Here is a 25,140-nt window from a genome sequence, read left to right on the forward strand (position 1 = left end):
GGGAAGCTGATTCCCTCGAAGAGCCCTTCACCGACCACAGGCAGCGTCAGTCGAGCACGGCGAGCACGTCGATCTCGACCAGGAGACCGGCGGGCAGCCCGACGTACACCGTGGTGCGGGCCGCGTGCGGGGCCTCGCCGATCAGCTCGTTGTAGACCTCGTTGAACGCGGCGAAGTGGCTGGTGTCGGTGAGGTACACGCGCACCATCACCGCGTCCGCGAAGCTCGAGCCCGCTTCTTCGAGCAGCGCGGTGAGGTTCTTGAACACCTGCCGGGTCTGGCTCACGACGTCGTCGCCGACGATCTCGTTCGTGGCCGGGTCGAACGCGACCGCGCCGGCGACCTGCAGGATGTTCCCCTTGCGGACGGCCTGCGAGAAGTTCGCCGGCGGCTTCGGCGCGTTCTCGCTGGTGATCGCCGTCTTGCCCATCATTGCCCCTTTCCGTTCCCCGTCCATCCACTGTGGACGGAAGCTTTCCCGGTGGCGGCCAGCAGCTCGGGCACGAGCGCCAGCAGCCCCTCGTAGTCCAGCAGCACCTTCGGCACCGACATCGACGCCGCGGCGAGCACTTCGCCGCCCGCGCCGCGCACCGGCGCGGAAATGCAGTGGATGAAGTCCTCGTGCTCGGCATTGTCCACCGCGTACCCGCGCTCAGCGACCTGGTCCAGTTCGGCCAAGTACGCCTCGGGCGTGGTGATGGTGTTGGCGGTGAGCACGACGTAGTCGATCGCGCGGGCGATCTCCTCGCGTTTCGCCCGCGGCATCGCCGCGACGAGCACCTTGCCGACCGCGGTGCAGTGCAGCGGCGCGCGTTTGCCGACCCGCGAGTACATCCGGACCGCGTGGTGCCCCTCGAACTTGTCGATGTACACCACCTCGCCGTCCTCATAGGACGCCAGGTGCACGGTGTGCCCGGTGCGCAGGTTCAGCTCGGCGAGCGCGTCGTGCGAACTGCGCCGGACGTCGCGGTCCTCCAGCGCCTGGTTGGCGAGGTCGAAAAGCGCGCTGCCGAGCCGGTAGTGGCGAACTCCTTCGCGCCGCACGAAATGGTGCGATTCGAGGGTGCGCAGCAGCCGCAGCACAGTCGTCTTGTGCACGCCGATCTCTTCGGCCAGCTCGTCGAGCGTCTTGCCGCCGCGGGCGAGACCGCTCAGCAGCGTCAGCGCGCGGTCGAGGCTTTGGCTCACGTGGCCACCACTCCTTCTCCGGTGAGCCGGACCGAACCCCAGCTGTCGGCGTCCGCCCGCACCAGCTTCATCACGACGGCGTCTGCCAGCGGCACGCCGACGTCGTCTTGAGTCAACAGTGTCGCCGCGGCTTGCAGATGACCGCGCCGGAGCCTGGTCAGCGGATCGGCGCCGCGCAGAGTCGCGGCCAGGAATCCGGCGGCGAAGGCGTCACCCGCACCGACCGGCTCGACCACGTCCACGCGAAGCGCGGGCGAGAACAGCGGTTCGGCCGAACCCTCGACGAGCGTCGCGCCTCGTTCCCCGTGCTTGACCACCAGCGTGCGCGGGCCGGGCAGAAGTGCGCGCAGCCGCACCGGATCGCCGGTGCCCCACACGCGTTCCGCCTCGTCGTCGCCGGTCAGCACCAGATCGGCCTTCCCCGCCAGTTCCGCGAGCACGGACTGGTCGCGGCCGGTCCACAGCGCGGGGCGGTGGTTGACGTCGAACGACACGAGCAGGTCGCCGCGCGGACGGTCGAGCAGCGCGCGGACGAGCGCGAGGCAGCTGTCCGAAAGCGCGGGCGTGATCCCGGACAGGTGCAGCACGCGAACGCCGGAGAAGTCCAGCCGGGACACCAGTTCCGGGCCCATTCCGGACGCGGCCGAACCCGAGCGGTAGTAGCGGACCGGACTGCCGCCCGCGCCGCTTTCCTTCACGTACAGCCCGGTCGGGCGCGTCGGGTCGACTACGACGCCGCGCACGTCCACGCCCGCCGAAGCGATCTCGCGGACGAGCGCGCGGCCGAACGGGTCGTCGCCGACCGCGCTCACCCATCCGCTCGGCACGCCGAGCGCGGGCAGGTGGCACGCGACGTTCGATTCCGCGCCGCCGATGGAGCGCAGCCAGGTGCGCACCTCGTCCGGCGGGCCGGGTTCGGCGGGCACGAACAACGCCATCGACTCGCCGATGCAGAGCACTTCGGGCGGTACTCCGGGCGACGCTGTCGAACTGCTGGTCACTGACGTTCCTTCCCCGTTGACCTGTGGCCACCCGGATGCTACACCTAGGCAACGCATTTTGCGCAACGTCCGTTGCAAGATACGCAACCGAGGTCCCCGATGAACAGCAACGCCGCTCTCACCGCCGCCGTCCGAGCCGGGCGCGGCGAACGGATCGACTGGCGCTTCCGCGCACTCCCCCCGGCACTGTCCGGACTCACGCTCGACGAAGCCGCATCCCGCCGCGCCAAGCTCTTCGACGACGGCTTCTTCGGTCCGTTCGTGGTGCTCGACGCGAACGCGATGGAGCACAACCTCGCCACCATGGCCCGCTGGTGCGCCGAACGCGGGATCGCGCTCGCGCCGCACGGCAAGACGACGATGGCGCCGGAGCTGTTCGCCCGGCAGCTGGAGCACGGCTCGTGGGGCATCACCGCGGCGAACGCCGGGCACGTGCGGATCTACCGCGCGTTCGGCGTGCCGCGGATCCTGCTGGCGAACCAGCTCGTGGACCCGTCGGCGCTGCGCTGGCTGGCCGGCGAGCTGGCGGCGGATCCGGGCTTCGAGTTCGTTTGCTGGGTCGACTCGGTGCGCAGCGTCGAGCTGATGACCGAAGCGCTCGCCGGTGCCGAACGGCCCGTCGATGTGCTAGTCGAGCTGGGCGGCGAGGGCGGCCGCACCGGTGTCCGCGACGCGGCGACTGCGCTTGCCGTCGCCGCGGCTGCGGCGAAAAGCCCCGTGCTTCGGCTGCGCGGCACGGGCGGGTACGAAGGCGCGCTTTCGCACCACACCGACGAAGCGGCGCTGGCGAAGATCAGTTCCTATGTGGACAGTCTCCGCGACGCGACGGTTACGTTCGCGGAGAAGGGTTTGCTCGCCGACGGTCCGGTGTACGTCACCGCTGGCGGCAGCGCGTACTTCGACCGCGTGGTAGACGAGCTGACCAAGCCGTGGCCGGACGGTCTCGAAGTGGTTCCGATCCTGCGCAGCGGCGCATACCTGACGCACGACGACGGTTTCTACCGCGAGATCTCGCCGCTCGGCGAACACCCGCGCATCGCTGGTGTCGACAGCTTCCGTCCCGCGCTGCACGCGTGGGCGCAGGTCACGTCGAAGCCGACTCCGGAGCTGGCGCTGCTCACCGCGGGCAAACGCGACCTGCCGTACGACGAAGGCATGCCGGAGCCGCAACTGCTGCGCAAGGAGGGCGTGGTCACCGAGCTGACCGGGCACACCGTCCCGAAGCTCAATGACCAGCACGCGTTCCTCGAACTGCCGGAAGGATCGCCGGTCGAGGTCGGCGACTGGATCCGGCTCGGTTTGTCGCATCCGTGCACGACGTTCGACAAGTGGTCGCTGCTGCCGGTCGTGGACAGCGACGGCGAGACAGTGGTCGACTTCGTGCGGACGTGGTTCTGATGGATCTCGTGATCCGCGGCGCCCGAGTCGCCGACGGAACCGGGGCCTCGCTGGAAATTCGCGACGTCGGCGTCACCGGCGACCGCATCGCCGACGTCGCCGCGCCGGGGGAACTGACCGCGCCGCGCGTGCTCGACGCGACCGGGCTGGTCCTCTCCCCCGGCTTCATCGACATGCACTCGCATTCCGACCTGCAAGTGCTCGCCAACCCAGACCACTTGGCGAAGATCAGCCAGGGCGTGACCACCGAGGTGCTGGGCCAGGACGGCCTGTCCTACGCGCCGGTCAACGACGAAGTGCTCGCGAGCCTGCGCCAGCAGCTGGCCGGATGGAACGACGACCCGGCCGGGTTCGACTGGAACTGGCGCTCCGTCGGCGAGTACCTCGACCGGCTCGACCAGGGCATCGCGACGAACGCCGCGTACCTGGTCCCGCAGGGCACTGTGCGGATGCTCGTGGTGGGCTGGGAAGACCGGCCCGCCACCGACGCCGAACTGGCCCGGATGCAGGAACTCGTCGCGACCGGGCTGGCGGAAGGCGCGTTCGGGCTCTCGTCCGGGCTGACCTACACGCCCGGGATGTACGCGACCACTGAGGAATTGGTCGAGCTGTGCCGCGTGGTCGGCGAGCGCGGCGGCTACTACAGCCCGCACCACCGCAGCTACGGCGCGGGCGCGCTGGAGGCGTTCGCGGAGATGGTCGACGTCTCCCGCCGCTCCGGCTGTCCGCTGCACCTCGCGCACGCGACGATGAACTTCTCCGTCAACAAGGGCAAAGCACCGGATCTGTTGCGGCTGCTGGACAACGCGCTCGACGACGGCTGCGACATCACCCTCGACACGTACCCGTACCTGCCCGGCGCGACTTACCTGTCGGCACTGCTGCCGAGCTGGTCCACCGAAGGCGGGCTCGAACCGACACTCGCCCGGCTGTCCGATCCGGACACTCGCGAACGGATCCGGGCGGAGATCGAAGAGTCCGGTTCGGACGGTGCGCACGGCGTGCCGATCGACTGGGACGCCATCGAAATCAACGGCGTCCGCCGCGAGGAGAACGCCGCGCTGGTGGGGCACAGCGTCCTCGCCTCCGCGCGCAAGAACGAGAAACCCCCGGCAGAACTGTATTTCGACACGCTGATCGACGAAAAGCTCGGCACCTCGTGCCTGATGCACGTGGGCCACGAGGAAAACGTGCAAGCCATCATGCGGCACCGCACGCACACCGGCGGCTCGGACGGCCTGCTGGTCGGCGCGCGGCCGCATCCCCGCGCGTGGGGCACCTTCCCGCGGTACCTCGCGCGCTACGTCCGCGAACTGGGCGTTCTCGAACTGGCCGACTGCGTCGCGCACCTCACCGGGCGCGCGGCACGGCGGCTGGGGCTGTCCGACCGGGGCCTCGTCCGGCCCGGTCATGCGGCCGATCTGGTGCTGTTCGACCCGGACACGGTCGCCGACACCGCGACGTTCGACAATCCGCGGCAGCCCGCCGCGGGCCTCTCCCACGTCTTCGTCAACGGCGTCGCCGCCCTCGAAGACGGATCCCCCACCGGCGCGCTCGCCGGGCATTCCCTTCGCCATCCCGGGAGTCGACGATGATTCACTGGCTGCAGACCAGCACGGCCGGCCTGCTCACGCTGGCCGCGGTGTCCATCGCGGTGCTGCTTTTCCTCATCATCAAGGTGAAGGTCGAACCGTTCATCGCCTTGATCGTGGTGGGCCTGCTCACCGCACTGGCCGCGGGCGTGCCGGTCGGCACCCTGGTCGGCACCGCGCAGAAAACCTCGGATTCGCTGCTGGAGAAGGGCTTCGGCAGCATTCTCGGGCACATCGCGGCGATCATCGGGCTGGGCACGCTGCTCGGTTCGATCCTGGAGAAATCCGGCGGCGCGCGCGTGCTCACCGCGGCGCTGCTGCGGACGTTCGGCGAGAAACGCGCTCCGCTCGCCATGGGTCTTTCCGGGCTGATCTTCGGCATCCCGGTGTTCTTCGACATCGGCATTTTCGTGCTCGCGCCGCTGGTCTACGCCGCGGCGAAGCAGGGCGGCCGGTCGATCGTGCTGTACGCGATGCCGTTGCTGGCCGGGCTTTCCATCACGCACGCCTTCATCCCGCCGCATCCGGGACCGGTCGCCGCGGCCGGACTGCTGCACGTGGATCTCGGCTGGCTGATCCTGATGGGCGCGGTCTGCGGCATCCCGGCCTGGTTCATCGGCGGCATCCTGTACTCGACGTGGATCGGCAAGCGGGTCGACGTGCCGCTGGCCGAGGATTTCGCGAAGCTCGCCGGGGAAGAGGGCGAGCAGGACGGCCCCGCGCCGTCGCTCAAGCTGGTCGGCGGGATCATCGCGGTGCCGCTGATGCTGATCCTCGTGGGCACGTTCGGCAGCATCCTGCTGCCCAAGGGGTCCACCGGGGCGGGTATCGCGGCGTTCCTCGGCACGCCGGCCATCGCGCTGACCATCGCGACCCTGCTCGCGTCGTGGCTGCTCGGCCGCCGTCGCGGGATGAGCGGCGCGGATCTGGCCCAGCTTTCGGCGAACGCGCTGCGCCCGGTCGCGATGATTCTTCTGGTGGTCGGCGCGGGTTCGTTCTTCGGAGCGGTGCTGTCGGCGACCGGGATCGGCAAGGCGGTGGCCGGTTCCCTCGGCGACGCCGGGCTTCCGGTGCTGCTGGCGGCCTACATCATCAGCTGCGGCATGCGCATCGCCCAGGGTTCGGCGACGGTCGCGATCGTGACGACGAGCGGCATCGTCGCGCCGACGGTGCTGGAACTGCATTATTCGCAAGCACAATTGGCGCTCCTGGTGGTCGCGATCTCGGCCGGGTCGATCATCGCCTCGCACGTGAACGACGGCGGATTCTGGATCGTGTCCCGGTATTTCGGGCTGACCGTGACCCAGACCCTGAAAACCTGGACGGCTTTGGAAACAGTCCTTTCCCTGAGCGGTTTCGGTGTGGCAGCATTGGTGATGGCATTGGTCTGAACCACATCGGCACATGTTCCGGGGGTATTCGATGACCGAGATTTCCCGTCGCACGTTCGTCGGCGCGGTCGGCGCGGCCGGGGCCGCCGCCGTGGTGGGCGCACAGCTCGCCACGGCAGCACCCCGGCCCCGCGCGGCCGCGACAGTGTACGTCGGCAGCTACACCAGCAGCGCACCGGCCGGCCACGGGCTGGACGTCACCCAGCGAGCGGCGGGAAGCCCCGCGCTCACGCCGGTGCGCACCGTCGGAAAGCTCACCGACGTCTCCTGGTTCGACCGCACTCGCGACGGCCGGATCCTGTACGTCACCAATGAGAACGAGGGCGCGGAGACCGGCACGGTGTCCGCGTTGGACATCTCCGACCCGGCCCGGCCGAAGCTGCTCGGGTCGACGTCCTCGAAGGGCGGCTCGCCCACGCACCTTTCGGTGCACCCGAGCCAGAAGTACGTGCTGGCCGCAAATTACGACTCCGGCAGCGTCGTCGTGCTGCCGATCAAGCCCGGCGGCAAGCTCGGCGCGGCCACCGACCTGCAGCAGCACCAGGGCAAGGAGCCGCACGCGCACCAGGTGGTCACCGACCCGTCCGGCAAATGGGTGCTCGCGGTCGACCTCGGCACCGACTCGGTGTACGTCTACTCGTTCGACACCGGCAAGGGGAAACTGAAGCTGCACAAGCAGATCACCCTTCCCGCCGGCGCCGGACCGCGCCACCTCGCCTTCCACCCGAACGGCAAATTCGCTTACGTCGCCCAGGAACTGCGGCCGGAGATCACCGTCGCCAGCTGGGATTCCGCCACCGGAACGTTCAAGCCGATCGCGGTGGTGCCCGCGGTTCCGCCGGGCAGCACCGGCGAGCTGTTCCCCGGCGAGATCACCGTGTCGCGCGACGGAAAGTTCGTCTACGCCACCGTCCGCGGCCCCAACACCATCGCCACCTTCACCGTCGCCGACGGCGGAGCCGGGCTCACCCTGGTCTCCTCGGCGGCGTCCGGCGGCAACTGGCCGCGGCACCTCGCGCTCGATCCGGACGAGAAGTGGTTCTACGTCTCGAACCAGCGCTCCGGCACCGTCACCTGGCTGCCGCGCGACCCGGCCACCGGCCTGCCCGGCAAGTCCGCGGGTTCGCTCGCGGTGCCGAACGTCAACTCTGTCTTCTTCGTCTGAGAAAAACCGGGGCTGTCACGCCGCGCAGTCCCGTCTTTTCCGGTCTCCGACCGGTCCCCGCGACAGGAGTCACCGATGAAGCTGCGTTCTGTCCTGCCCGCTGTCGCCACGCTGGCGTTGCTCGCCGCGTGTGCGCCCACCCAATCCGGCCCGGCCGCCTCCGGCGGGAACCAAACCGACGGCACGCTCCGGGTCTGGTTGTTCGACGAAGCGAACCGCGCGCCGAAGGAGGCCGCGGTCAAGGAAGCGATCACCGAGTTCGAGGCCGGCCACGCCGGAGTCAAGGTCGACGTGCAGTGGGTCCCGGTCGAAGGCCGCGCGGACAAGTTCTCCGGCGCGTTCAACGACCCGTCCAACGCCCCCGACGTCGCCGAATTCGGCAACACCGACGTCTCCAGCTACGCGCAGACCGGCGCGTTGTCCGATCTCACCAAGGACATCGCGAACTGGTCGGACGGCAAGGACCTGCTCCCGTCCGTTGTGGACACCGCGAAGGCGAACGGCAAGATCTACGGCATTCCCTGGTACACCGGCATCCGCGCGTTGTACTACCGCACCGACGTGTTCGCCGAACTCGGCCTCAAGCCGCCGACGACGCTGGCCGAACTGACCGACGACGCGCGCAAGATCCGGGAGAAGAAGCCGGATCTGTACGGCATCGCCACCGGCGGCAAGTACACCTACGCGATGCTGCCGTTCATCTGGGCCAACGGCGGCGATCTGGCCAAACAGGACAATGGCAAGTGGACGTCCGCTGTGGATTCCGCGCAGGCCAAGGCCGGGGTCACCGCGTACGCGAATCTGATCAAGGACGACATCTGCCCGCCCGCCGCGTGCGCCAACCTGACCGGCACGCAGAGCGTCACCGCGTTCGCCGGCGGCAAGGCGGGCATGGTGATCGGCGGCGACTTCAACCGCAAGGCCGTCGAAAAGGGCGCGGTGAAGGGCAAGTACGCGATCATGCCGCTGCCCGGCACCACCCCGAACTCGGTCGCCCCCGCGTTCGCCGGCGGCAACCTGCTCGGCGTGTTCGGCGCGAGCCAGCGCCACGGTCTCGCGGTCCAGTTCGCCGAACTGCTGGCCGGAATCAAGTACCAGGAAAAGATGTACGCCGCGATGGGCAACCTGCCCACCCTCGCGTCGGTGCAGAAGAAGCTCGCCGCCAGCGACCCGACGCTGAAGGCCTTTGTGGACACCCTCACCGCTGGCACGAAGTTCGTGCCCGCCACCCCGGCCTGGTCCAAGATCGACAGCCAGAACGTGCTGCCCACCGCCGTGCAGCAGATCGCGACCGGCGGCAAGGACGCGAACGCCGCGCTGGCCGACGCCGCCGCGGCGATGAACAAGAACTTCGGCTGACCCGTGGCCGCAGTCCGTTCCGCGACCGTCCGCCGCGACGGCCGCGCGGCCCTCCTGTACCTGCTGCCGGCGGGCATCCTGCTCGCCGCGCTGCTGGTGTACCCGATTTACCAGCTGGTCGTGATCTCGCTCTACGACTACGGCCAGCCGCAGGCGGCGGGCGCGGCCCCGCTGGTGTTCCTTGGCCTCGACAACTACGTCGCCCTGCTCGCCGACGTCCAGTTCTGGACGGTGCTCGGCAAGACGGTCGGCTTCGCCGCGGCCTGCGTGATCGGCAGCCTGGTCGTCGGCACGGCGCTGGCCGTGCTGGCGAGCCGGATCCGCGCGCTGCCGCGCATGCTGCTGTTCCTGGCGGCACTCGGCGCGTGGGCGACCCCGGCGATCGCCGGCTCGTACGTCTGGCTGTTCCTCTTCGACACCGATTTCGGCCTCGTCAACGAGGTGCTGTCGGGCATCGGGTTCACCGGCATGGAGCACCATTCCTGGACGTTCGGCACCTTCGGGACGTTCGGGCTGGTCGCCGCCGAGGTGATCTGGTGCTCGTTCCCGTTCGTCATGGTCACCATGTACGCCGGGATCAGCGCGGTGCCGAAGGAAACGCTGGAGGCGGCGGCGCTCGACGGCGCCTCGGTCTGGCGCACCACGCGGTCGGTGATCCTGCCCGCGGTGCGGCCGCTGCTCACCATCGCGACTGTGCAGTCGATCATCTGGGACTTCAAGGTGTTCACCCAGATCTACGTGATGACCAACGGCGGCGGCATCGCCGGGCGGAACCTGATCCTGAACGTCTACGCCTACCAGCAGGCGTTCGCCGGGCAGGAATACGGGCTCGGCTCCGCGATCGGGGTCGTGATGACCTTGCTGCTGCTGTCGATCACCGGGCTCTACGTCCGGTCCCAGCGCCGGAGTGCCGCATGGCTGTGAAAATCCGCCGCCCCGCGCGGCTCGTCGCCGAAATCGTGACGGTGGTGATCGCCGGGGTCGTCGCGTTCCCGTTGTACTGGATGGTGCTCTCCGCGTTCAAACCGGCGGGCGAGATCCAGTCGGCGCATCCGAAACCGTGGACGTTCGCGCCTTCGCTGGACAGTTTCCGGCGCGTGCTCACGGTTTCCGGATTCGGCCGGTTCTTCCTCAACAGCCTCGCCGTCGCGGTGGTCGTGGTGCTGCTGTCCTTGGTGCTGTCGTTCCTTTCCGCGGTGGCACTGACGCGATTCCGGTTCCGCGGGCGCGGAATGCTCCTGGTGATGATCCTGGTCGCGCAAATGGTCCCGGTGGAAGCGCTGACCATTCCGCTGTTCTTCCTGATGCGCTCGGTCGGCGGGGCGGTGCCGGCGTTCGGGCTCAACGAACTGGGCTCGCTCGTGCTGGTGCACCTGGCGTTCAGCCTGCCGTTCGCGATCTGGATGCTGCGCGGGTTCGTCGCCGCGGTGCCGGTCGAACTGGAGGAAGCGGCCACTTTGGACGGTGCGTCGCGGATGCGGTTCACCTGGCAGATCCTGTTCCCGCTCGTCGCCCCCGGGCTCGTGGCGGTGAGCGTGCTCGCGTTCATCCACGCGTGGAACGACTTCCTGTTCGCCAAGACGTTCATCATCTCCAAAACCGAGAACCAGACGCTGCCGCAGGCGATCCTGGTGTTCTTCAAACCGGAGGACACCGACTGGGGCGCCGTGATGGCCTCGTCCACCCTGATGACGATCCCGGTGCTGGTGTTTTTCGTGCTGGTGCAACGGAGGCTCATCGGCGGGACGGCCGGGGCGGTGAAGGGATGACCGAAGGGATGCCCATGCCCGGCTTCGACACGCTCCTCCCCCGCCCGGTGTCCGCGGAGGCGGCGCCCGGCGTCTGCCCGTGGCCCGCACCGGTGGAGGTGCGGACCGTCGCGGATCTCCCCGCGGAGGGCTACCGGCTCACGATCGCACCGGACGGCGTCACCCTCGACGCGGCCGACGCCGCGGGCGAGTTCTACGGCCGCCAAACCCTGCGGCAGCTGGCCGGTCCGGACGCGTTCCGTGCCGCTTCGATCCACAATGGACCGGTCGAGCTGCCGTGCGGGACGATCACCGACCACCCGCGCTTCGCCTGGCGCGGCTGCCTTTACGACGTGTCCCGGCACTTCCGGACGAAAGCGGAGGTGCTGCGGTTCATCGATCTGCTGGCCGCGCACAAGCTCAACGTGCTGAACCTCCATCTCACCGACGACCAGGGCTGGCGGATCGAGACGCCGGAGTTCCCCCAGCTCACGTCGGTCGGCGGCTGGCGGAAATCGTCGATGGTCGGCAGGCACGACGGACCGGAACGCGACGGCCGTCCGCACGGCGGTTACTACACTGTGGACGATCTGCGCGAGATCGTCGCGTACGCCGCCAGCCGGTCGGTCACCGTGGTGCCCGAAGTGGACATTCCCGGGCACGCCCGGGCCGCCATCACGGCGTACCCGGAACTCGGCCCGGCCACCGAGACCCCTTGGGAGGTCTGGACTTCCTGGGGCATCAGCACCTCGCTGCTCGACCCGTCGGAGTCCACTCTGGACTTCTTCCGCGCGGTCTTCGACCACGTGCTGGACATCTTCCCGTCCCCGGTCGTCGCGCTCGGCGGCGACGAGGTGCCCGGCGTCACCGAGGCGCACCACCGGTTCGTCCGGGCGATCGCGGACCACCTTGTCACCCGCGGCCGCACGCCGATGGGCTGGGACGAGGTCCTCGACGGCGGCGATCTGCCGGCGATGGTGATCGGCGTGTGGCAGGACCGCGAACGGGCTTCGCTGGCGTTGAAGGCCGGGCACGAGGTGGTGCTCTGCCCCGAGGACGGCGTGTACCTCGACCACCGGCAAAGCGACCACCCGGATGAACCGATCCCGGTCGGCTACCTGCAAGATCTCGAGCACTTCTACGGTTTCGAGCCCGAATCCGGGCCGGGCGTGCGCGGGGTCCAGGCGCAGCTGTGGTCCGAGCACCTGGACACCGTGCGGCGGACGGACTACGCGGCGTTCCCGCGGCTGTCGGCGTTCGCCGAGGTGGCGTGGAGCAGCGGCCCCCGGGATTACGCCGAGTTCCTGCCCCGGCTGCGGGACCACCACCTGCCGAGGCTGGACGCGCTCGGCGTGGAGTACCGGCCGCTCGACGGCCCGCGTCCGTGGCAGACCCGGCCGGACGCGCCGGGACGGCCGCGCTGAGCCCCGGGCGGCTCGGCCTGTTTCAGGCCGGGCCGCCCGGTTTCACGAAGCCGGCCGGGCGCGGAGCGCGGTGCAGAAGCCGGGAACTGTAGGCGGGCCGGTACCACGATCTCGCGGGGACCGTGCCGATCTTCGGCCAGTCCGGCGACGGCTCGAAACCCGGCCGACGGTGGGCTCGCACGTGGACCTGGACGATCTCCCCGGAAAACCCCGAGAGGTCGCCGGAGAACCGCGCTTTCCCGGCGGTGATGCCGACGATCTCCTCCGACATGAGGTCGTCACTGCCGAAGCTGCGGAGCCTCGCGATCAGGATCCGCAGCCGTTCCATCTGCTCGGCCGCCGTCAGTTCCTGGAATTCCCGGCGCTCCCGTTCGACGGAAGCGCCGCGCCGACGCGCCCGCACCCGCTCCGGCACACCGTCGAACAGCACGGTGGCGAACTGCTCGGCAACCCAGATCAGCCGTTCCCGCCGCGGGACGTCGTGCAGTTCGGCGACCAGTTCCGCCCGCCGCGGATGCCCTTTCGGGTAGACCCTGGCCAGCAGGTTCACCGCGAAAACCGGGAAGAACCCGAAGACCAGGGCAGTCAGGACGAGCGTGCCGGCACCCCAGGTCGCGACGTGTCCGGCCAGCTCGTCCATCAGGCCCACCCGAGCCGGACGCCGCGGAACCTCTCGTCGGCGGCCGCCCGTTCGAGCAGCGCGCCCAGTTCGGCCTTCCCCTTCCCGGTCAGCGTGTAATACCGGCGGGGCGGGCGGCCGTCGGCCTCTTCGACCGATTCCCATCCGTCTTCCAGCCAGCCTTCGGCCAGCATCTGGGTCAGCCGGGGGTACATCGCGCCGGAGCGGACTCCGGAAGCTCGCGACAGCCGGTAGCCCCAGTGCCGGTCCTCGGGGGCGGCCATGAGCGCAGCGGCCAGCTGCACCAGGGCGTGCGTTACGCGCATCAGCCAAGTATGACCTATGTCGCGCAAGCCCTCAACTAGCCGGCGACCGGCCCGAGGAAGGTCCCGCCGGTCGCGTCCAGGACCTGCCCGGTGACCCACCGCGCGTCCGCCGAGGCCAGAAACGCGACCACATCGGCGATGTCCGCCGGTTCGGCCACTCGCCGGAGCGCGGACGCGCCCGCCATTCCCGCGCGCATCCGCTCATCGGCGAACAGGTGCGCCGTGCGGTCGGTCGGCGTCGGGCCGGGGGCGACGCCGTTGACCGTGATCCCCCGCTGGCCGAGTTCCTGCGCCAGGCTGCGGCTGAACACGTCGAGAGCGCCCTTCGTCATGCTGTAGGCCAGCTCGAACGGCAGCGCGATGCGCGTGTCCGCCGACGAGATGTTGACGATCCGGCCGCCGTCCCGAAACACCGGCAACAGCTTCTGCACCAAGAAAAACGGTGCCTTCACGTTGACCGCGAAGACCCGGTCGAACTCCTCCGGCGTCGCCGTGGTGATCGAGCCCGCGCCGGTGGCCGCGTTGTTGACCAGGATGTCGAGAGCGACTTCACCGGTGCGTTCGCGCAACTCCGCCGCGAGACGGTCGTACAGCGTCGCCGCGTCCCCCTCGACGCCCAGCGTCGACTGCACCGCGAAAGCCTGCCCGCCCGTGGCTTCGATCGACGCGACAGTGTCCTTGGCCGCGGCTTCGTCGCTGCCGTAGTGCACGGCGACCAGTGCGCCATCGTGGGCTAGCCGTGTCGCGACGGCCCGGCCGATGCCCTTGCTGCCGCCGGTGACCAGTGCGATCTTCTGCGTCATTTCTTGCTCCCCTTGAGTGGCGTGAACTTCGATGTCCACACCTTCGGGGCGCCCGCTTACCGTGCGCGCACGAAGCGCTGACGGGCTCAGCCAGGCTTCAGCCGGTACCACACCTCCGGTCGCCCGACCTGCCCGTATCGCGGTTCGCGCTGGGCCAATCCGTTGTCCGCCAAGTACTCCAGATACCGCCGCGCGGTGACCCGGGACGCCCCGATCGCGCTCGCCGCGCCGCCGGCGGACAGGCCTTCGCCGGCCCCGGCCAGTGCGTCGGTGATCGCGTCGAGCGTCTCCGCGCTCATGCCCTTCGGCAGCGGCGCGGCCTCGGTGGTGCGCAGCGTGCCGAGCGCGCGGTCGATCTCCGCTTGCCCGGTGACCTCGCCGGACGCCTCCCGGAACGACGCGTAGCGCTCCAGCTTGTCGCGCAGCGAGGCGAAGGTGAACGGTTTCAGCAGGTACTGCACGACCCCGGCCGAGACCGCCGCCTTGACCAGCGCGAGGTCGCGCGCGGACGTCACCGCGATGACGTCGATCGGCAGCCCGGCCGCGCGCAGCGAACGGCAGACCGCGAGGCCGTGCGTGTCGGGCAGGTAGAAGTCCAGCAGGACCAGGTCGACGGGTTCGCGTTCGCAGAACCGCAGCGCCTCGCCGCCGGAATGCACCACCCCGGCGACCACGAATCCGGGCATCCGCTCGACATACAGCCGGTGCGCCTCGGCCGCCACCGGTTCGTCTTCCACCACCAGCACCCGGATCACGCGGACACCTCCTGCCTCGGCAGCCGCACAGTCAACACCGCGCCGCCGTCCCGTCCGACGTCAATGGTGCCGCCGTAGCGCCGGACCGCCTGCACCACCAGCGCCAGCCCGAGACCGTGCTCGTCGCCTGCCTTCGTCGACCAGCCCCGGCGGAACATCTCCCCCACCGCGTCCTCCGGCACGCCCGGCCCGTTGTCCGCGACGCGCAGCAGCAGACCGTCCTCTTCGGACCGCGCGGTGACCATCACCGCCGGGCGCGCGCCGGATTCCCGCACCACAGCGTCGATTCCGTTGTCGATCAGGTTGCCGAGGATCGTCACCAGATCCCGTCCGGCGACGCCGGGGCCGAGGTCGTCGATCATCGTGTCCGGCGTGATGGTGAACTCCACGCCGCGCTCGCTCGCCTCCGCGGCTTTGCCGAGCAACAACGCGGCGAGCACCGGTTCGGCGACCGCGGTCATCACGCGGTCGGTGAGCTCCTGCGCGAGCGCGAGTTCGGCGGTCGCGAATTCCACCGCGTCCTCGGGACGGCCCAGTTCCACCAGCGACACGACCGTGTGCAGCCGGTTCGCGGCTTCGTGCGCCTGCGACCGCAACGCTTCGGCGAGGCTGCGCGCGGTGGTCAGCTCCCCGGTGAGCGTCTGGAGTTCGGTGTGGTCGCGCAGGATCACGACGGTGCCCTGCGCGCGACCGCCGGAACTGACGAGCGTGGTGCTCACGACCAGCACCCGCGAGTCGGTCAGATGCAGTTCCTCGGTGCGGTTCTCCGGCGCGGTGAACGCCGCCGTCAGCTCGGGCGACAACCCCAGGTCGGCGAGCGGCTGACCGACCGGGTTACCGCTCAGCCCGAGGAGCGTGCGGGCGCCGTCGTTGCACAGCCCGACCACGCCGTCGCGCCCGACCAGCAGCACCCCCTCGCGAACCGAATGCAGCACCGCTTCGTGGTATTCGAAGAGATTGCTCAGCTCGGCCGGGGCGATGCCGCGCGTCTGCCGCTTCAGCCGAGCGCTCACCAGCCAGCCCCCGCAGGCGCCTACCAGCAATACCGCCGCCGCGACCCCGAGCAGCGGCCAGACGCGCTCCTGCACCTCGGCGGAGATCGCCGCGATCGTGATGCCCACCGCGACGAGCGCGACCACGCGGCGGTTCGCGTCGAACACCGGCACCACCACGCGCACCGACGGGCCGAGCGAACCGGTGTAGGTCTCGGACACCACTCCGCCCTGTTGCGCCGCTTCGATGTGCCCGAGGAATCGCTGGCCGATCAACGCCGGATTCGGGTGCGTGTAACGGATTCCTCGCGGGGACATGATCGTCACGAAGTCCACTCGCGTGTCCACGAGCACCCGTTGCGCGTACGGCTGCAGGGTCGCGGCCGGGTCGGCGGTCGCCGCTGCCCGCGCGACGTCCGGCGCGTCCGCGATCGAACGGGCCACCGCGAGCGACTGCTCCCCGGCCCGGTCGGTCGTCGTGCGCCGGGCGTCGAGATAGGCGATAGTGATCCCGCCGGAGACGAGCACGAGCAGGATCGCCAGCTGCAGCACCAGCAGCTGACGGGCCAGGCTCCAGCGGCTCGTCCGGATCCGAGGTGTCGGGGGCACCCGCCCATACCAGCACACGCGCGGGTCCGGCAACACTCCGGCGCCGCTGCCGGGAAGTCCACACCGGACGGCCCCGCCGCGAACTCAATGAACACAACGGTGACGCCGGTCATATCCGCCCCGCATAGTGACCCGCGTTCCCCCCACCGAGCTGGAGGCAACGGTGCCGACACCGACCCCCGAGAACGCGACAGCGGTCGCGCCCAAGCGCGACCGCACGCGTTACCTGTACCTGGCCGTGATCGCCGCCGTCGTGCTCGGCGTCGCGGTCGGGCTGCTCTGGCCGTCCGTCGGCAAGAGCCTCGCCCCGCTGGGCACCGGCTTCGTCAACCTGATCAAGATGATGATCTCGCCGATCATCTTCTGCACCATCGTGCTGGGCATCGGCTCGGTCGCGAAGGCGGCGAAGGTCGGCAAGGTCGGCATCACCGCGCTGGTCTACTTCATCGTGATGTCGACGTTCGCGCTCGCGATCGGGCTCGTCGTCGGCAACCTGCTGCACCCGGGCAGCGGCCTGCACCTCAACCCGGCCGACGTGTCGAAGGTGCACCAGCAGGCCAAGGGCGAGGGCGGGGTCGACTTCCTGCTCGGGATCATCCCGAAGACCTTCGTGTCCGCGTTCACCGAGGGCCAGGTGCTGCAGACGCTGCTCGTGGCGCTGCTGGCCGGGTTCGCGCTGCAGAAGCTCGGCAAGCGCGGCGAGCCGATCCTGCGCGGCATCGAGCACATCCAGCGGCTCGTGTTCCGCATTCTCTCGATGATCATGTGGGCCGCCCCGGTGGGCGCGTTCGGCGCGATCGCCGCGGTGGTGGGCGCGACCGGCTGGGGCGCGCTGCGCAGCCTGCTGGTGATCATGCTCGGGTTCTACCTGACGTGCCTGGTGTTCGTGTTCGGCGTGCTCGGCGCGGTGCTGTGGCTCGGCGCGCGGGTCAACATCTTCAGCCTGCTGCGCTATCTCGGCCGCGAATTCCTGCTGATCCTCTCGACGTCCTCCTCGGAATCCGCACTGCCGCGGCTGATCGCGAAGATGGAGCACCTCGGCGTCAGCAAGCCGGTCGTCGGCATCACGGTGCCCACCGGGTACTCGTTCAACCTCGACGGCACCGCGATCTACCTGACGATGGCGACCCTGTTCATCGCCACCGCGCAGGACCAGCCGCTCGCGCTCGGCGAGCAGATCACCTTGCTGCTGTTCATGATCATCGCCTCGAAGGGCGCGGCGGGCGTCAGCGGCGCCGGCATCGCGACCCTGGCCAGCGGCCTGCAGTCGCACCGGCCGGAACTCGTCGACGGCGTCGGCTTCATCCTCGGCATCGACCGGTTCATGTCGGAAGCCCGCGCACTGACGAACTTCGCCGGCAACGCGGTCGCGACCGTCCTCATCGGATCGTGGATGAAGGAATTCGACCGGGAGCGCTCGCAGCGGGTGTTCGCCGGCCAGGCGCCGTTCGACGAAGCGACCCTGCTCGACGAGCCCGGACCCGCCCCATCCCCCGGGGACGGCCGCGAGCAGGAGAAGAGCGCCGCGCTGACCTAGCGTCACCCGCGCGGCCGCGAAGCGTGCCGTGGTACGAGCGTCCCCCCGCGCTCGCGCCACGGCACGCTTTCGTCTCCCAGCGCGTCAGCCCCGGCCGGTCCGCACTTCCTGACGGAGCACCCGCCGATGGGCGGCGCGCAGCTCCGCTCCCGGCTCGATGCCGAGCTCGCGGACCAGCCGGGCGCGGACCGCGCCGTACAGCCGCACGGCTTCGGCCTGCTGGCCCGTATCCGCGAGGACCAGGAGCAGCCGGGCGTGCAGGCCCTCGTGGAACGGCTCTTCGGCGGTGAGTTCCCGGAGCGCGGCCAGGCTTCTCGGCCCGCCGCGGCCTTCCAGCTCCCGGTCGGCGAGAGCCGTCACCGCCCAGATCCGGCGCCGGGCGAGTGCCACCGCCGCCGGATGACGGCGGATCCCAGCGGGCAGGCCGGCGAGGACCGGGCCGCGCCAGCACTCCAGTGCTCGGACAAGCGCTTCTTCGGCGGCGGTCCCGCGTTCCCGGCCCGCCCGGTCGGCCAGCGCACCGAACCGGACGGCGTCCAACTGGTCGGCGCCGGCGACGAGCCGGTACCCGCCGCCGACGGTCCGCAGCTCGATCCCCGGCGCACCGGCGTCGGCGCCGATGATCTTGCGCAATCTCGCGACGTGGGTGTGCACCAGGTTGTGGCAGGAGGCGGGCGGGTCGTCGCCCCACAGCGCGTCGATGATCTCCCCGATGCCGACGACCTCCCCCGCCTTCAGAGCGAGCAACGCGAGCAGGCATTGCTGCTTGCGCGGCCCGGGATCCACCGGACGACCGCCGAGCCGGAGTTCCAGCGAGCCGAGGATCGCCAGGTGCGCGGGCCGGGGCGCCGCCCAGTCGTCCGGGTCCAGGCCGAAGACCGCGGCCAGCCGCCGCACCGAGCCAGCCCGGGGCCGGTGCACCTGCCCGCGCTCGATGTAGCGCAGGGCGCGCACGCTCAGCCCGGCCAGCCCGGCCAGTTCCTGCTGCGTCATCCCGGCACGCGCCCGCCGCAGGCGCACGGCCTCGCCGAACGACGGCGAGCCGGGCGCCGCGCGGCCGTCCGCACTGCCTCCGCTCTTGCCGGTCGGCCTTTCCCCGGCGGCAGGCTCAGCAGCGTCCACCCTGGTCAGCGGCCGTTCCGGGAGCCGCGCGGGCGGGCGGGCGCGATCCAGCTCCGGTCCAGCTCCGCCCCGGAATTCTTCGCTAGTCTGGGAAAAGTACACAGCCGAACCGTCCTGCTGGGGTGTCCTGTACACGGGGGAACGAGGGCAATCATGTTGGTACGCGACGACTTGACGCTTTGGTCCATCGCGGACGCGAGCGACGGCGGCACGCCGCCGGCCGCGGCGGACGACGCACTGGCCGAGATCGCCCGCTGGAGCAAGGACTTCCTGGTGCCGGGGCACCCGGAACTCGGCCGCACCGGGCCGGTCTGCCCGTACTCGAAGCCGTCGATGGACCGTTCGCTCTTCTTCCTCGCCCGGGTCGAGGCCGGGGACGCCGAAGCCACCGCGAAGCAGGTCCTGCGGTACCGGGACTGGCACGCCGAGCTTTCCGCCGAGCTGGCCGAGAAGGACCGGCCGTACCTCACCATCGTCCTCGTGCTGCCCGGGTTCGACCGGGACGACCCCGCGGAGCTCAACGACCTGCAGGCGCGGTTGCAGGGCGACTTCGTCTCCCGCGGCCTGATGATCGGCCAGTTCCACCCGCACTGCGACGAACCGGGGCTGTGGAACGACGACTTCCGGCCGCTGCGGGCCCCGCTGCCGGTGCTCGGCATGCGCACCATGGTTCCCTTCGACCTTCCGTTCCTCACCGGCCGCCGGGACAACGTGGACGCCTACCTCGCGGAGTTCGCGCCCGCCATCCCGGCCCGGGTCCGGTCGCAGCTGTCCGAACTGGTCGCCCGGCCGTAGCGGCGGGGAACCGCGGCCCGCCCGCGGCGCGATCACCCGAGAAACCAGTCCCGGGCCGCCGCCCCGGCACCCCGTTCGTCCACTTCGGACAGTGCGCGCGCCACCTCGTCGTCGCCGGGAGCCAGCTCGCGGGTGTGCTTTCCCAGCTCCTGCGCCGAAACCTCGACCGGGAGCAGCTCGTCGATCCACAGCACCGCGTGCCGCCTGGCCCGCAGCACCCGGCCGAACAACGCCGCGTAGACCTCGGGCCGGTACCCCGCGCCGGGCGGCCCGGCGGGGATGCCGAGCACCGAGCACGCCCGCTCGATCTCGCGCCACAGCCCGGCGAGCAGGTCCGGATCGGCGTTGGCCCGCTCCAGCGCGTGCCGGGGCCGGGCCGTGTCCCGCCTGCGGGCCAGTTCGATGCCCTGGCGCACCTCGACCGACGGGACCGGCACGAAGAACTCCGCGGACTCCGGGCCGAGCAGGGCCTCGACCGGATCCCGTTCCCGCCGGGACGGCGCCAGGAACCGGTTGCCCAGCAACGGTGTCTCGCCGACGAGGAGCGCGGCGGGGCCGGGATGGGCGAGGTGCCACCGCCTGAGCGCGCCGCGCAGCCACGCCCCGGCGGCCGCGCGGATCGCCGGATGGGTCTGCCCGGCCTCCTCGGTGAAGGGCGCCGCCGCCGGATGCGATTCGAAGACCGTGCGGACGACGTCCCAGCGCACCAGGTGCACCTGCCTCCCCCGGTCGGCGGCGGACAACGCGAACTGCTGCATCAGCAACGATTTGCCGACCCCGGGCAGCCCGGCGAAGAAGACGAACCGGCGCTGCGCGGCAGCCCCGGCGAAGGCCTTCCCGATCACCGAACCGGGCTCGATCAACGGCTTCGGGCGCACGGGACCGCTCATCGGAACTGGTCGACGCTCGGCATGTCCCCGACCTGGACCTCGACGACGCACGGCCTGCCGGATTCCACGGCCTTCGGCAGCACCACGGCGAGTTCGCCGGGCGAAGCCACCCGGAACGCCTCCGCGCCGAACGACTCGGACAGCGCGACGAAGTCCGGGTTGACGAGATCGGTGGCGATCACCCGGTCGCCGTAGACCCGGCGCTGCATCTGCTGGACGTTGCCGTACTGGTTGTTGTTGAACACCACCGTCACCAGGCCGATCCCGTGCTGGACCGCGGTCGCCAGCTCCGAGGAGCCGAACAGGAAGCCGCCGTCCCCGGTCACCGAGATCACCGGCACGTCCGGACGCGCGACCTTGACGCCGAGCGCGGTCGGGAACCCGTAGCCGAGCGTGCCCATGTAGCCGGTGGTGATGAACGTGCGCGGATGGTAGACGGGAAGCGTGATGCGGCTGGCGAATCCCACCTGGGTGAGCTCGTCGACGAAGACGCCGTCCTCGCCCAGCGCGTCGCGGATCGCCGCGAGGTAGGAAAGCTGGGGCTCCAGTACGGCGCTGCGCTGTTCCCAGGCCCGCCGCGCCGCGAGGAGCTCCTCAGCGCGCGACGGGCGCGGCCGGTTGTGCGCCTCGACGCGGTCCAGCAGCAGGGGAAGCGCGTCCTCCAACCGGGCGGTGATCCCGACGTCCGGCCGGCGGAGGGTGGCCATGGCCGCCGCGTCCACGTCGACGCGGACGATCTTCCGTTCCGGGTCGGCAGGCCATTTCTGCAGCGGCACCCGCGCGTTGGCGCCCAGCAGCAGCACCACGTCCGCATCCGTCCACAATGGACGCGCAGCGGGCTGGGCGAGGCTGTGGTAGTCCCGGCTGTCGGCGATTCCCCGGCCGCTGCGGTAACTCACCACGGGTGCTTCGATCAGCTCGGCCAGGCGCCGTACGCCGGGTGCGACGCCGTGCGCTCCCCCGCCCACGATGATCATCGGCGCGGTCGCCGAGCCCAGCAGTTTCGCCGCCTCTTCGATCCGGTCGGTGTCCACCGGGAGCGTCAGCTCCGGCAACAGCGGCGGCGGCAGCGTCACTCGCGCCCGGCGCTCCAGCACGTCCATCGGCACTTCGAGGGCGACCGGCCGGGGCCTGCCCGACCGGAGCTGCTGCAGGGCCAGCGCCACCTGCGCCGGCGCGTCCGCCGGGCTGTCGATCCGCGCGGCCCATTTGGTCAGCGAGCGCAGCAACCCCAGCTGGTCGGGAAGCTCGTGCAGCACCCCGGCCCCTCGCCCGATCGACGCCGAGGGGATCTGACCGGCCAGCAACAGCACCGGCGCGCCGAGCGCGAAGGCGGTGGCGAGCCCCGCGCTCGCGTTCAGCACCCCGGGGCCCGGCACCACGTTGACCAGCCCGGGGCGGCCGGTGGCCAGCGCGTAGCCGAGGCCGAGGTACATCGCGCCCTGCTCGTGCCGGGTGTGCACCACCCGGATCCGGTCCTTGGCGTCGAACAAAGCGTTGTACAGCCAGTCGTTCTGCACGCCCGGCAGGCCGAACAGCGTGTCGAACCCCTCGGCCGCCAACGCCTCGACGACCGCCTCACCTCCGGTGAGCGCCCGCATCGGCAGTCCCTTCCGTCCGTGTCCTGTGCGTCGTTTGGGTGGCGAGGAACTCCGCGATCCCGTACCGGCCGCGCTCCCGGCCGAAACCCGACTGCTTGAAGCCGCCGAAGGGAGCGTCGGGGTGGGTCGGAGCACCGTTGATCGCCACGCTGCCGGCGCGGATCGCCCGCCCGACCCGCATGGCGTGCCCCTCCTCCGCGGCCCAGACCGCCGCGGCGAGCCCCGAGGCCGTGGCGTTCGCCAGCGCCACCGCCTGCTCCTCCGTCTCGTAGGCCAGAATCACCAGCACCGGGCCGAAAATCTCCTCGGTGGCGATGTCCGCGGCCGGATCGACGTCGGAGAAAACGGTCGGGCGGACGTAGGCGCCGCCGAGGCCCTCCGGCGCGCCGGGGCCGCCGGTCACCAGCCGGGCGCCGGAACGGATCCCCGAGCGGACGAACATCTCGACCCGGTCGCGCTGCGCGACCGAGCCCAGCGGTCCCAACGTCGTTGCCGGGTCCAGCGGCGCACCCGCGACGTAGCGCGAAGCCTGCGCTTCGGCGAGCTCCTCGGCCTCGGCCAGCCGCTCACGGGGAACCAGCAGCCTGGTCAGCGCGGCGCAGGTCTGTCCCGCGTTCTGGAACCCCTTGCGCACCGTCGCCGCGACCGCGGCGGGGAGGTCGCCGCACGGCAGCACCACACTGGGGGATTTCCCGCCCAGTTCCAAGGTGACCCGCGACAGCGCCGCCCCCGCGGCCGCGGCGACCGAGCGCCCGTTCGCCGCGGAGCCGGTGAACGACACCGCGTCGACCCCGCGATGCCCGGCGAGCGCCGCGCCCACCGCCGCGCCGCCGGAAAGCACGTTCAGCACACCGGCGGGCAGTCCCGTCTGGTCGGCGACATCCGCGAGATGGACCGCGCTCAACGGGGCGATCTCACTCGGTTTAAGCACGACGGGACAACCCGCGACCAGCGCCGGCGCGACCTTGGTAGCGGTCAGGTAGAGCGGATAGTTCCAGGGCACGAGGCCGGCGACCACTCCGACTGGTTCGTGCCGCACGACGCAGTCGTCCAGCTGTTCCTCAAAGGAGAACCCGGCGGCGAGCTCGGCCGTGCGCCGGAATGTCCGTACACCGAGCGGAACCTGCGCCTGCCTGCTCTCGGTGATGGGCGTCCCCATCTCGCGCGTGATGGTGCGGGCGAGCTCTTCTCCGCGCTCCCGCAGACCTTCCCCCAGCCGCGCCACCATCTCCGCCCGTTCGCGCACCGGCAGTGCCGACCAGCTCCCGAACGCGGCGCGGGCGGCGTCAACCGCGCGGTCGACGTCGCGGGGGCCGCCCGTAGGGACCTCGGCCACCGTCGACCCGTCGGACGGATCGACCACGGCCAAAGGCGTTTCGTCCGCCGAAGCCTCCCAACGACCGCCGATGTAGACCGACGAAGCGAGTTTCGCGAGCCGCGGATCCTCCTCCGGCCGCCCCGTCATCCGGTCACCGTGGACAGATCCGTGGCGCGTTCCGGGGCGGGCCCGGCGAAGGCGACCGTCGGCGCGGTCTCGATGCCGAAGGAGGTCTGGCCGATCAACTGCCGCGCGGGCTGGTTGGACAGCGGCATGATCAGCCCGGCCCGGACGTCGCGCCACATGCGTTCGAACGGGAGCTTGCGGCTGTAGCCCGCCCCGCCGGCGACCTCGACGAGGAGGTCGACCGCCCTGGCCGCGTTGTTGACGCACACATACTTCGCGAACGCGCTGCGCGCCAAGCCCTCCTGGACCGAAAGCTGGTCGAACAGCGCCCGCGAACCGTAGTCGGCCGCGTGCCTGCTCAGCACCGACCGCGAGGTCTCGACGAGGATCTCGCATTCGCCGATGGTGTTCTGCACCAAGGGATCCGTCGTCCGGCCGCGACGGGCGGCCTGCTCCTTGACCCACTCCAGCGCGCCGAGCGCGACCCCGGTGTACACCGCGCCGAACGCCGGCATCGACCACGCGAAGACCGTCTCCACGATGTGCCCGTCGAGATGGCCGACCGGCAGCGAGTGCAGCACCGCGTCGCCGGGCACGAACAGGTCGGTGAACTCGACGTCGTTGCTCTGCGTGCCCCGCATCCCCATGACGTCCCAGGTCGGGTGGATCCGGACGGCGGGATCGTCGAGCGCGACGCAGAACAGCATCAGCCGGGGCCCGCCTTCGGCGTCCTCCAGCCGCGCCGTCGTCGAGCAGTGGGTGGCCACGGCGGTGTTGGTGCCGAAGGTCTTCCTGCCGTTGACCAGATATCCCCCGTCGACCTCGACCGCGCTCGAGCGCGCGTCGGTCATCCGGTTGGGCGCGCCGGCCTCGGCGCCCAGCGACGCCCACACCAGCTTGTCCGCACCGGCCAGCCGGAGGATCTCGGCCACCTTCGCCGATCCCGTCCGGCGCCACACCGCCGCCCACTGGCCGAGCGGCGAGATGTGCATCGTCACCGCCAGCGCGGTCGCCCCGTCGCCCATCGCGAGGCGTTCCAGCGCGGGCAGGATTTCGGCCTGGGCGGCGCCGAATCCTCCGAATTCCTCGGGAACGGACAGCCGCAGAAAACCGGATTCGCGCATATCCTCGTAGTTCTCGAACGGAAAGGTGTTGCCGCTGTCGTGCCCGGCCGCACGCGGGGCGAACTTCTCGGCCAGTTCTTCGGCCATTCGGACGAAAAGACGCTGGCGTTCGGTCAGGCACTGCCTCATTACGCCTCCAGGAAACCGGAAAGATGAAGTGCGGATCACACGGAAAGACAGAACGCAATACCCTTGCCACGTCGTCCCGGAAGCACCGTCGCGACCGCTTTTCCACTATACTGAGCACCAAATCGCAG

23 protein-coding genes are annotated in these 25,140 nt (G+C 70.5%); 10 read left to right on the forward strand and 13 right to left on the reverse strand.

All coding sequences use genetic code 11. The features are described 5' to 3' along the window. Nucleotides 1–46: 46 nt before the first annotated feature. From ACZ7SW_RS15095 to ACZ7SW_RS15105, 3 genes are read right to left on the reverse strand one after another with little or no spacing between them, the layout of a single operon-like run. Entirely contained in the window at nucleotides 47–430 is a 384-nt protein-coding gene (locus tag ACZ7SW_RS15095; RefSeq protein WP_116204166.1) for a RidA family protein, read from the reverse strand. Beyond that, nucleotides 430–1,188, reverse strand: a complete 759-nt coding sequence (locus ACZ7SW_RS15100; protein ID WP_470230983.1) for an IclR family transcriptional regulator — start codon at nucleotides 1,186–1,188, stop codon at nucleotides 430–432. The genes ACZ7SW_RS15095 and ACZ7SW_RS15100 overlap by 1 nt, the downstream gene beginning before the upstream one ends. Next, nucleotides 1,185–2,126, reverse strand: a complete 942-nt coding sequence (locus ACZ7SW_RS15105) for a sugar kinase (RefSeq protein ID WP_470231298.1) — start codon at nucleotides 2,124–2,126, stop codon at nucleotides 1,185–1,187. The genes ACZ7SW_RS15100 and ACZ7SW_RS15105 overlap by 4 nt, the downstream gene beginning before the upstream one ends. A gap of 162 nt (nucleotides 2,127–2,288) precedes the next feature. On the opposite strand from ACZ7SW_RS15105, the gene ACZ7SW_RS15110 reads away from it, so the two are divergent. The 8 genes from ACZ7SW_RS15110 to ACZ7SW_RS15145 all read left to right on the forward strand — a co-directional run bounded on the left by ACZ7SW_RS15110 (nucleotide 2,289) and on the right by ACZ7SW_RS15145 (nucleotide 12,266). Continuing rightward, a complete protein-coding gene (locus tag ACZ7SW_RS15110; protein WP_470230984.1) occupies nucleotides 2,289–3,587 on the forward strand; it encodes an amino acid deaminase in 1,299 nt (432 codons plus the stop codon). Continuing rightward, entirely contained in the window at nucleotides 3,587–5,182 is a 1,596-nt protein-coding gene (locus ACZ7SW_RS15115) for an N-acyl-D-amino-acid deacylase family protein (RefSeq protein WP_470230985.1), read from the forward strand. The genes ACZ7SW_RS15110 and ACZ7SW_RS15115 overlap by 1 nt, the downstream gene beginning before the upstream one ends. Continuing rightward, complete coding sequence (locus ACZ7SW_RS15120; RefSeq protein WP_470230986.1) at nucleotides 5,179–6,570, forward strand: GntP family permease; 1,392 nt, start codon at nucleotides 5,179–5,181, stop codon at nucleotides 6,568–6,570. The genes ACZ7SW_RS15115 and ACZ7SW_RS15120 overlap by 4 nt, the downstream gene beginning before the upstream one ends. A gap of 31 nt (nucleotides 6,571–6,601) precedes the next feature. Further along, nucleotides 6,602–7,735 (forward strand): lactonase family protein, encoded by a 1,134-nt coding sequence (locus ACZ7SW_RS15125; RefSeq protein ID WP_470230987.1) that lies wholly within the window; start codon nucleotides 6,602–6,604, stop codon nucleotides 7,733–7,735. A gap of 75 nt (nucleotides 7,736–7,810) precedes the next feature. Next, on the forward strand, nucleotides 7,811–9,094 hold the full coding sequence (locus ACZ7SW_RS15130) for an extracellular solute-binding protein (RefSeq protein ID WP_470230988.1): 1,284 nt from the start codon (nucleotides 7,811–7,813) through the stop codon (nucleotides 9,092–9,094). Nucleotides 9,095–9,097: 3 nt separating this feature from the next. Then, on the forward strand, nucleotides 9,098–10,018 hold the full coding sequence (locus ACZ7SW_RS15135; protein WP_470230989.1) for a carbohydrate ABC transporter permease: 921 nt from the start codon (nucleotides 9,098–9,100) through the stop codon (nucleotides 10,016–10,018). Further along, a complete protein-coding gene (locus ACZ7SW_RS15140; RefSeq protein WP_470230990.1) occupies nucleotides 10,009–10,863 on the forward strand; it encodes a carbohydrate ABC transporter permease in 855 nt (284 codons plus the stop codon). The genes ACZ7SW_RS15135 and ACZ7SW_RS15140 overlap by 10 nt, the downstream gene beginning before the upstream one ends. A gap of 14 nt (nucleotides 10,864–10,877) precedes the next feature. Beyond that, nucleotides 10,878–12,266, forward strand: coding sequence for a beta-N-acetylhexosaminidase (locus ACZ7SW_RS15145; protein WP_470231299.1), 1,389 nt, complete (start codon nucleotides 10,878–10,880; stop codon nucleotides 12,264–12,266). Nucleotides 12,267–12,288: 22 nt separating this feature from the next. Here ACZ7SW_RS15145 and ACZ7SW_RS15150 read toward each other — a convergent pair whose 3' ends face one another. The 5 genes from ACZ7SW_RS15150 to ACZ7SW_RS15170 form a co-directional block, all read right to left on the reverse strand. Continuing rightward, nucleotides 12,289–12,906, reverse strand: coding sequence for a hypothetical protein (locus ACZ7SW_RS15150; RefSeq protein WP_470230991.1), 618 nt, complete (start codon nucleotides 12,904–12,906; stop codon nucleotides 12,289–12,291). Then, nucleotides 12,906–13,211, reverse strand: a complete 306-nt coding sequence (locus tag ACZ7SW_RS15155; protein WP_470230992.1) for a PadR family transcriptional regulator — start codon at nucleotides 13,209–13,211, stop codon at nucleotides 12,906–12,908. The genes ACZ7SW_RS15150 and ACZ7SW_RS15155 overlap by 1 nt, the downstream gene beginning before the upstream one ends. Nucleotides 13,212–13,246: 35 nt before the next feature. Continuing rightward, complete coding sequence (locus ACZ7SW_RS15160; RefSeq protein ID WP_470230993.1) at nucleotides 13,247–14,014, reverse strand: SDR family NAD(P)-dependent oxidoreductase; 768 nt, start codon at nucleotides 14,012–14,014, stop codon at nucleotides 13,247–13,249. Between the two features lie 86 nt (nucleotides 14,015–14,100). Then, on the reverse strand, nucleotides 14,101–14,769 hold the full coding sequence (locus ACZ7SW_RS15165; RefSeq protein WP_470230994.1) for a response regulator: 669 nt from the start codon (nucleotides 14,767–14,769) through the stop codon (nucleotides 14,101–14,103). Then, nucleotides 14,766–16,370, reverse strand: coding sequence for a sensor histidine kinase (locus ACZ7SW_RS15170; RefSeq protein WP_470230995.1), 1,605 nt, complete (start codon nucleotides 16,368–16,370; stop codon nucleotides 14,766–14,768). Before ACZ7SW_RS15170 ends, ACZ7SW_RS15165 begins: the two co-directional genes overlap by 4 nt. A 163-nt stretch (nucleotides 16,371–16,533) precedes the next feature. Between ACZ7SW_RS15170 and ACZ7SW_RS15175 the strand changes: the two genes are divergently transcribed. Further along, on the forward strand, nucleotides 16,534–17,907 hold the full coding sequence (locus ACZ7SW_RS15175) for a cation:dicarboxylate symporter family transporter (protein ID WP_470230996.1): 1,374 nt from the start codon (nucleotides 16,534–16,536) through the stop codon (nucleotides 17,905–17,907). An 84-nt stretch (nucleotides 17,908–17,991) separates the two neighbouring features. Here ACZ7SW_RS15175 and ACZ7SW_RS15180 read toward each other — a convergent pair whose 3' ends face one another. Further along, nucleotides 17,992–19,131, reverse strand: coding sequence for a BTAD domain-containing putative transcriptional regulator (locus tag ACZ7SW_RS15180; RefSeq protein ID WP_470230997.1), 1,140 nt, complete (start codon nucleotides 19,129–19,131; stop codon nucleotides 17,992–17,994). Between the two features lie 51 nt (nucleotides 19,132–19,182). On the opposite strand from ACZ7SW_RS15180, the gene ACZ7SW_RS15185 reads away from it, so the two are divergent. After that, nucleotides 19,183–19,824 carry a DUF6875 domain-containing protein gene (locus tag ACZ7SW_RS15185; protein WP_470230998.1) on the forward strand — a complete coding sequence of 214 codons (642 nt, stop codon included), beginning with the start codon at nucleotides 19,183–19,185 and terminating at the stop codon, nucleotides 19,822–19,824. Between the two features lie 32 nt (nucleotides 19,825–19,856). On the opposite strand, the gene ACZ7SW_RS15190 is transcribed toward ACZ7SW_RS15185, so the two are convergent. Genes ACZ7SW_RS15190 through ACZ7SW_RS15205 form a run of 4 tightly spaced genes read right to left on the reverse strand, consistent with a single transcriptional unit; the run spans nucleotide 19,857 to nucleotide 25,012 of the window. Continuing rightward, nucleotides 19,857–20,714, reverse strand: coding sequence for a hypothetical protein (locus ACZ7SW_RS15190; protein WP_470230999.1), 858 nt, complete (start codon nucleotides 20,712–20,714; stop codon nucleotides 19,857–19,859). Continuing rightward, nucleotides 20,711–22,315: a thiamine pyrophosphate-dependent enzyme gene (locus tag ACZ7SW_RS15195; RefSeq protein WP_470231000.1), complete on the reverse strand. Its 1,605-nt coding sequence runs from the start codon at nucleotides 22,313–22,315 to the stop codon at nucleotides 20,711–20,713. The genes ACZ7SW_RS15190 and ACZ7SW_RS15195 overlap by 4 nt, the downstream gene beginning before the upstream one ends. Beyond that, nucleotides 22,293–23,780: an aldehyde dehydrogenase family protein gene (locus tag ACZ7SW_RS15200; RefSeq protein WP_470231001.1), complete on the reverse strand. Its 1,488-nt coding sequence runs from the start codon at nucleotides 23,778–23,780 to the stop codon at nucleotides 22,293–22,295. Before ACZ7SW_RS15200 ends, ACZ7SW_RS15195 begins: the two co-directional genes overlap by 23 nt. Then, nucleotides 23,777–25,012 (reverse strand): acyl-CoA dehydrogenase family protein, encoded by a 1,236-nt coding sequence (locus tag ACZ7SW_RS15205; protein ID WP_470231002.1) that lies wholly within the window; start codon nucleotides 25,010–25,012, stop codon nucleotides 23,777–23,779. The genes ACZ7SW_RS15200 and ACZ7SW_RS15205 overlap by 4 nt, the downstream gene beginning before the upstream one ends. Between the last annotated feature and the right edge of the window lie 128 nt (nucleotides 25,013–25,140).

It is taken from the genome of Amycolatopsis sp. NPDC114484 (assembly GCF_055633755.1).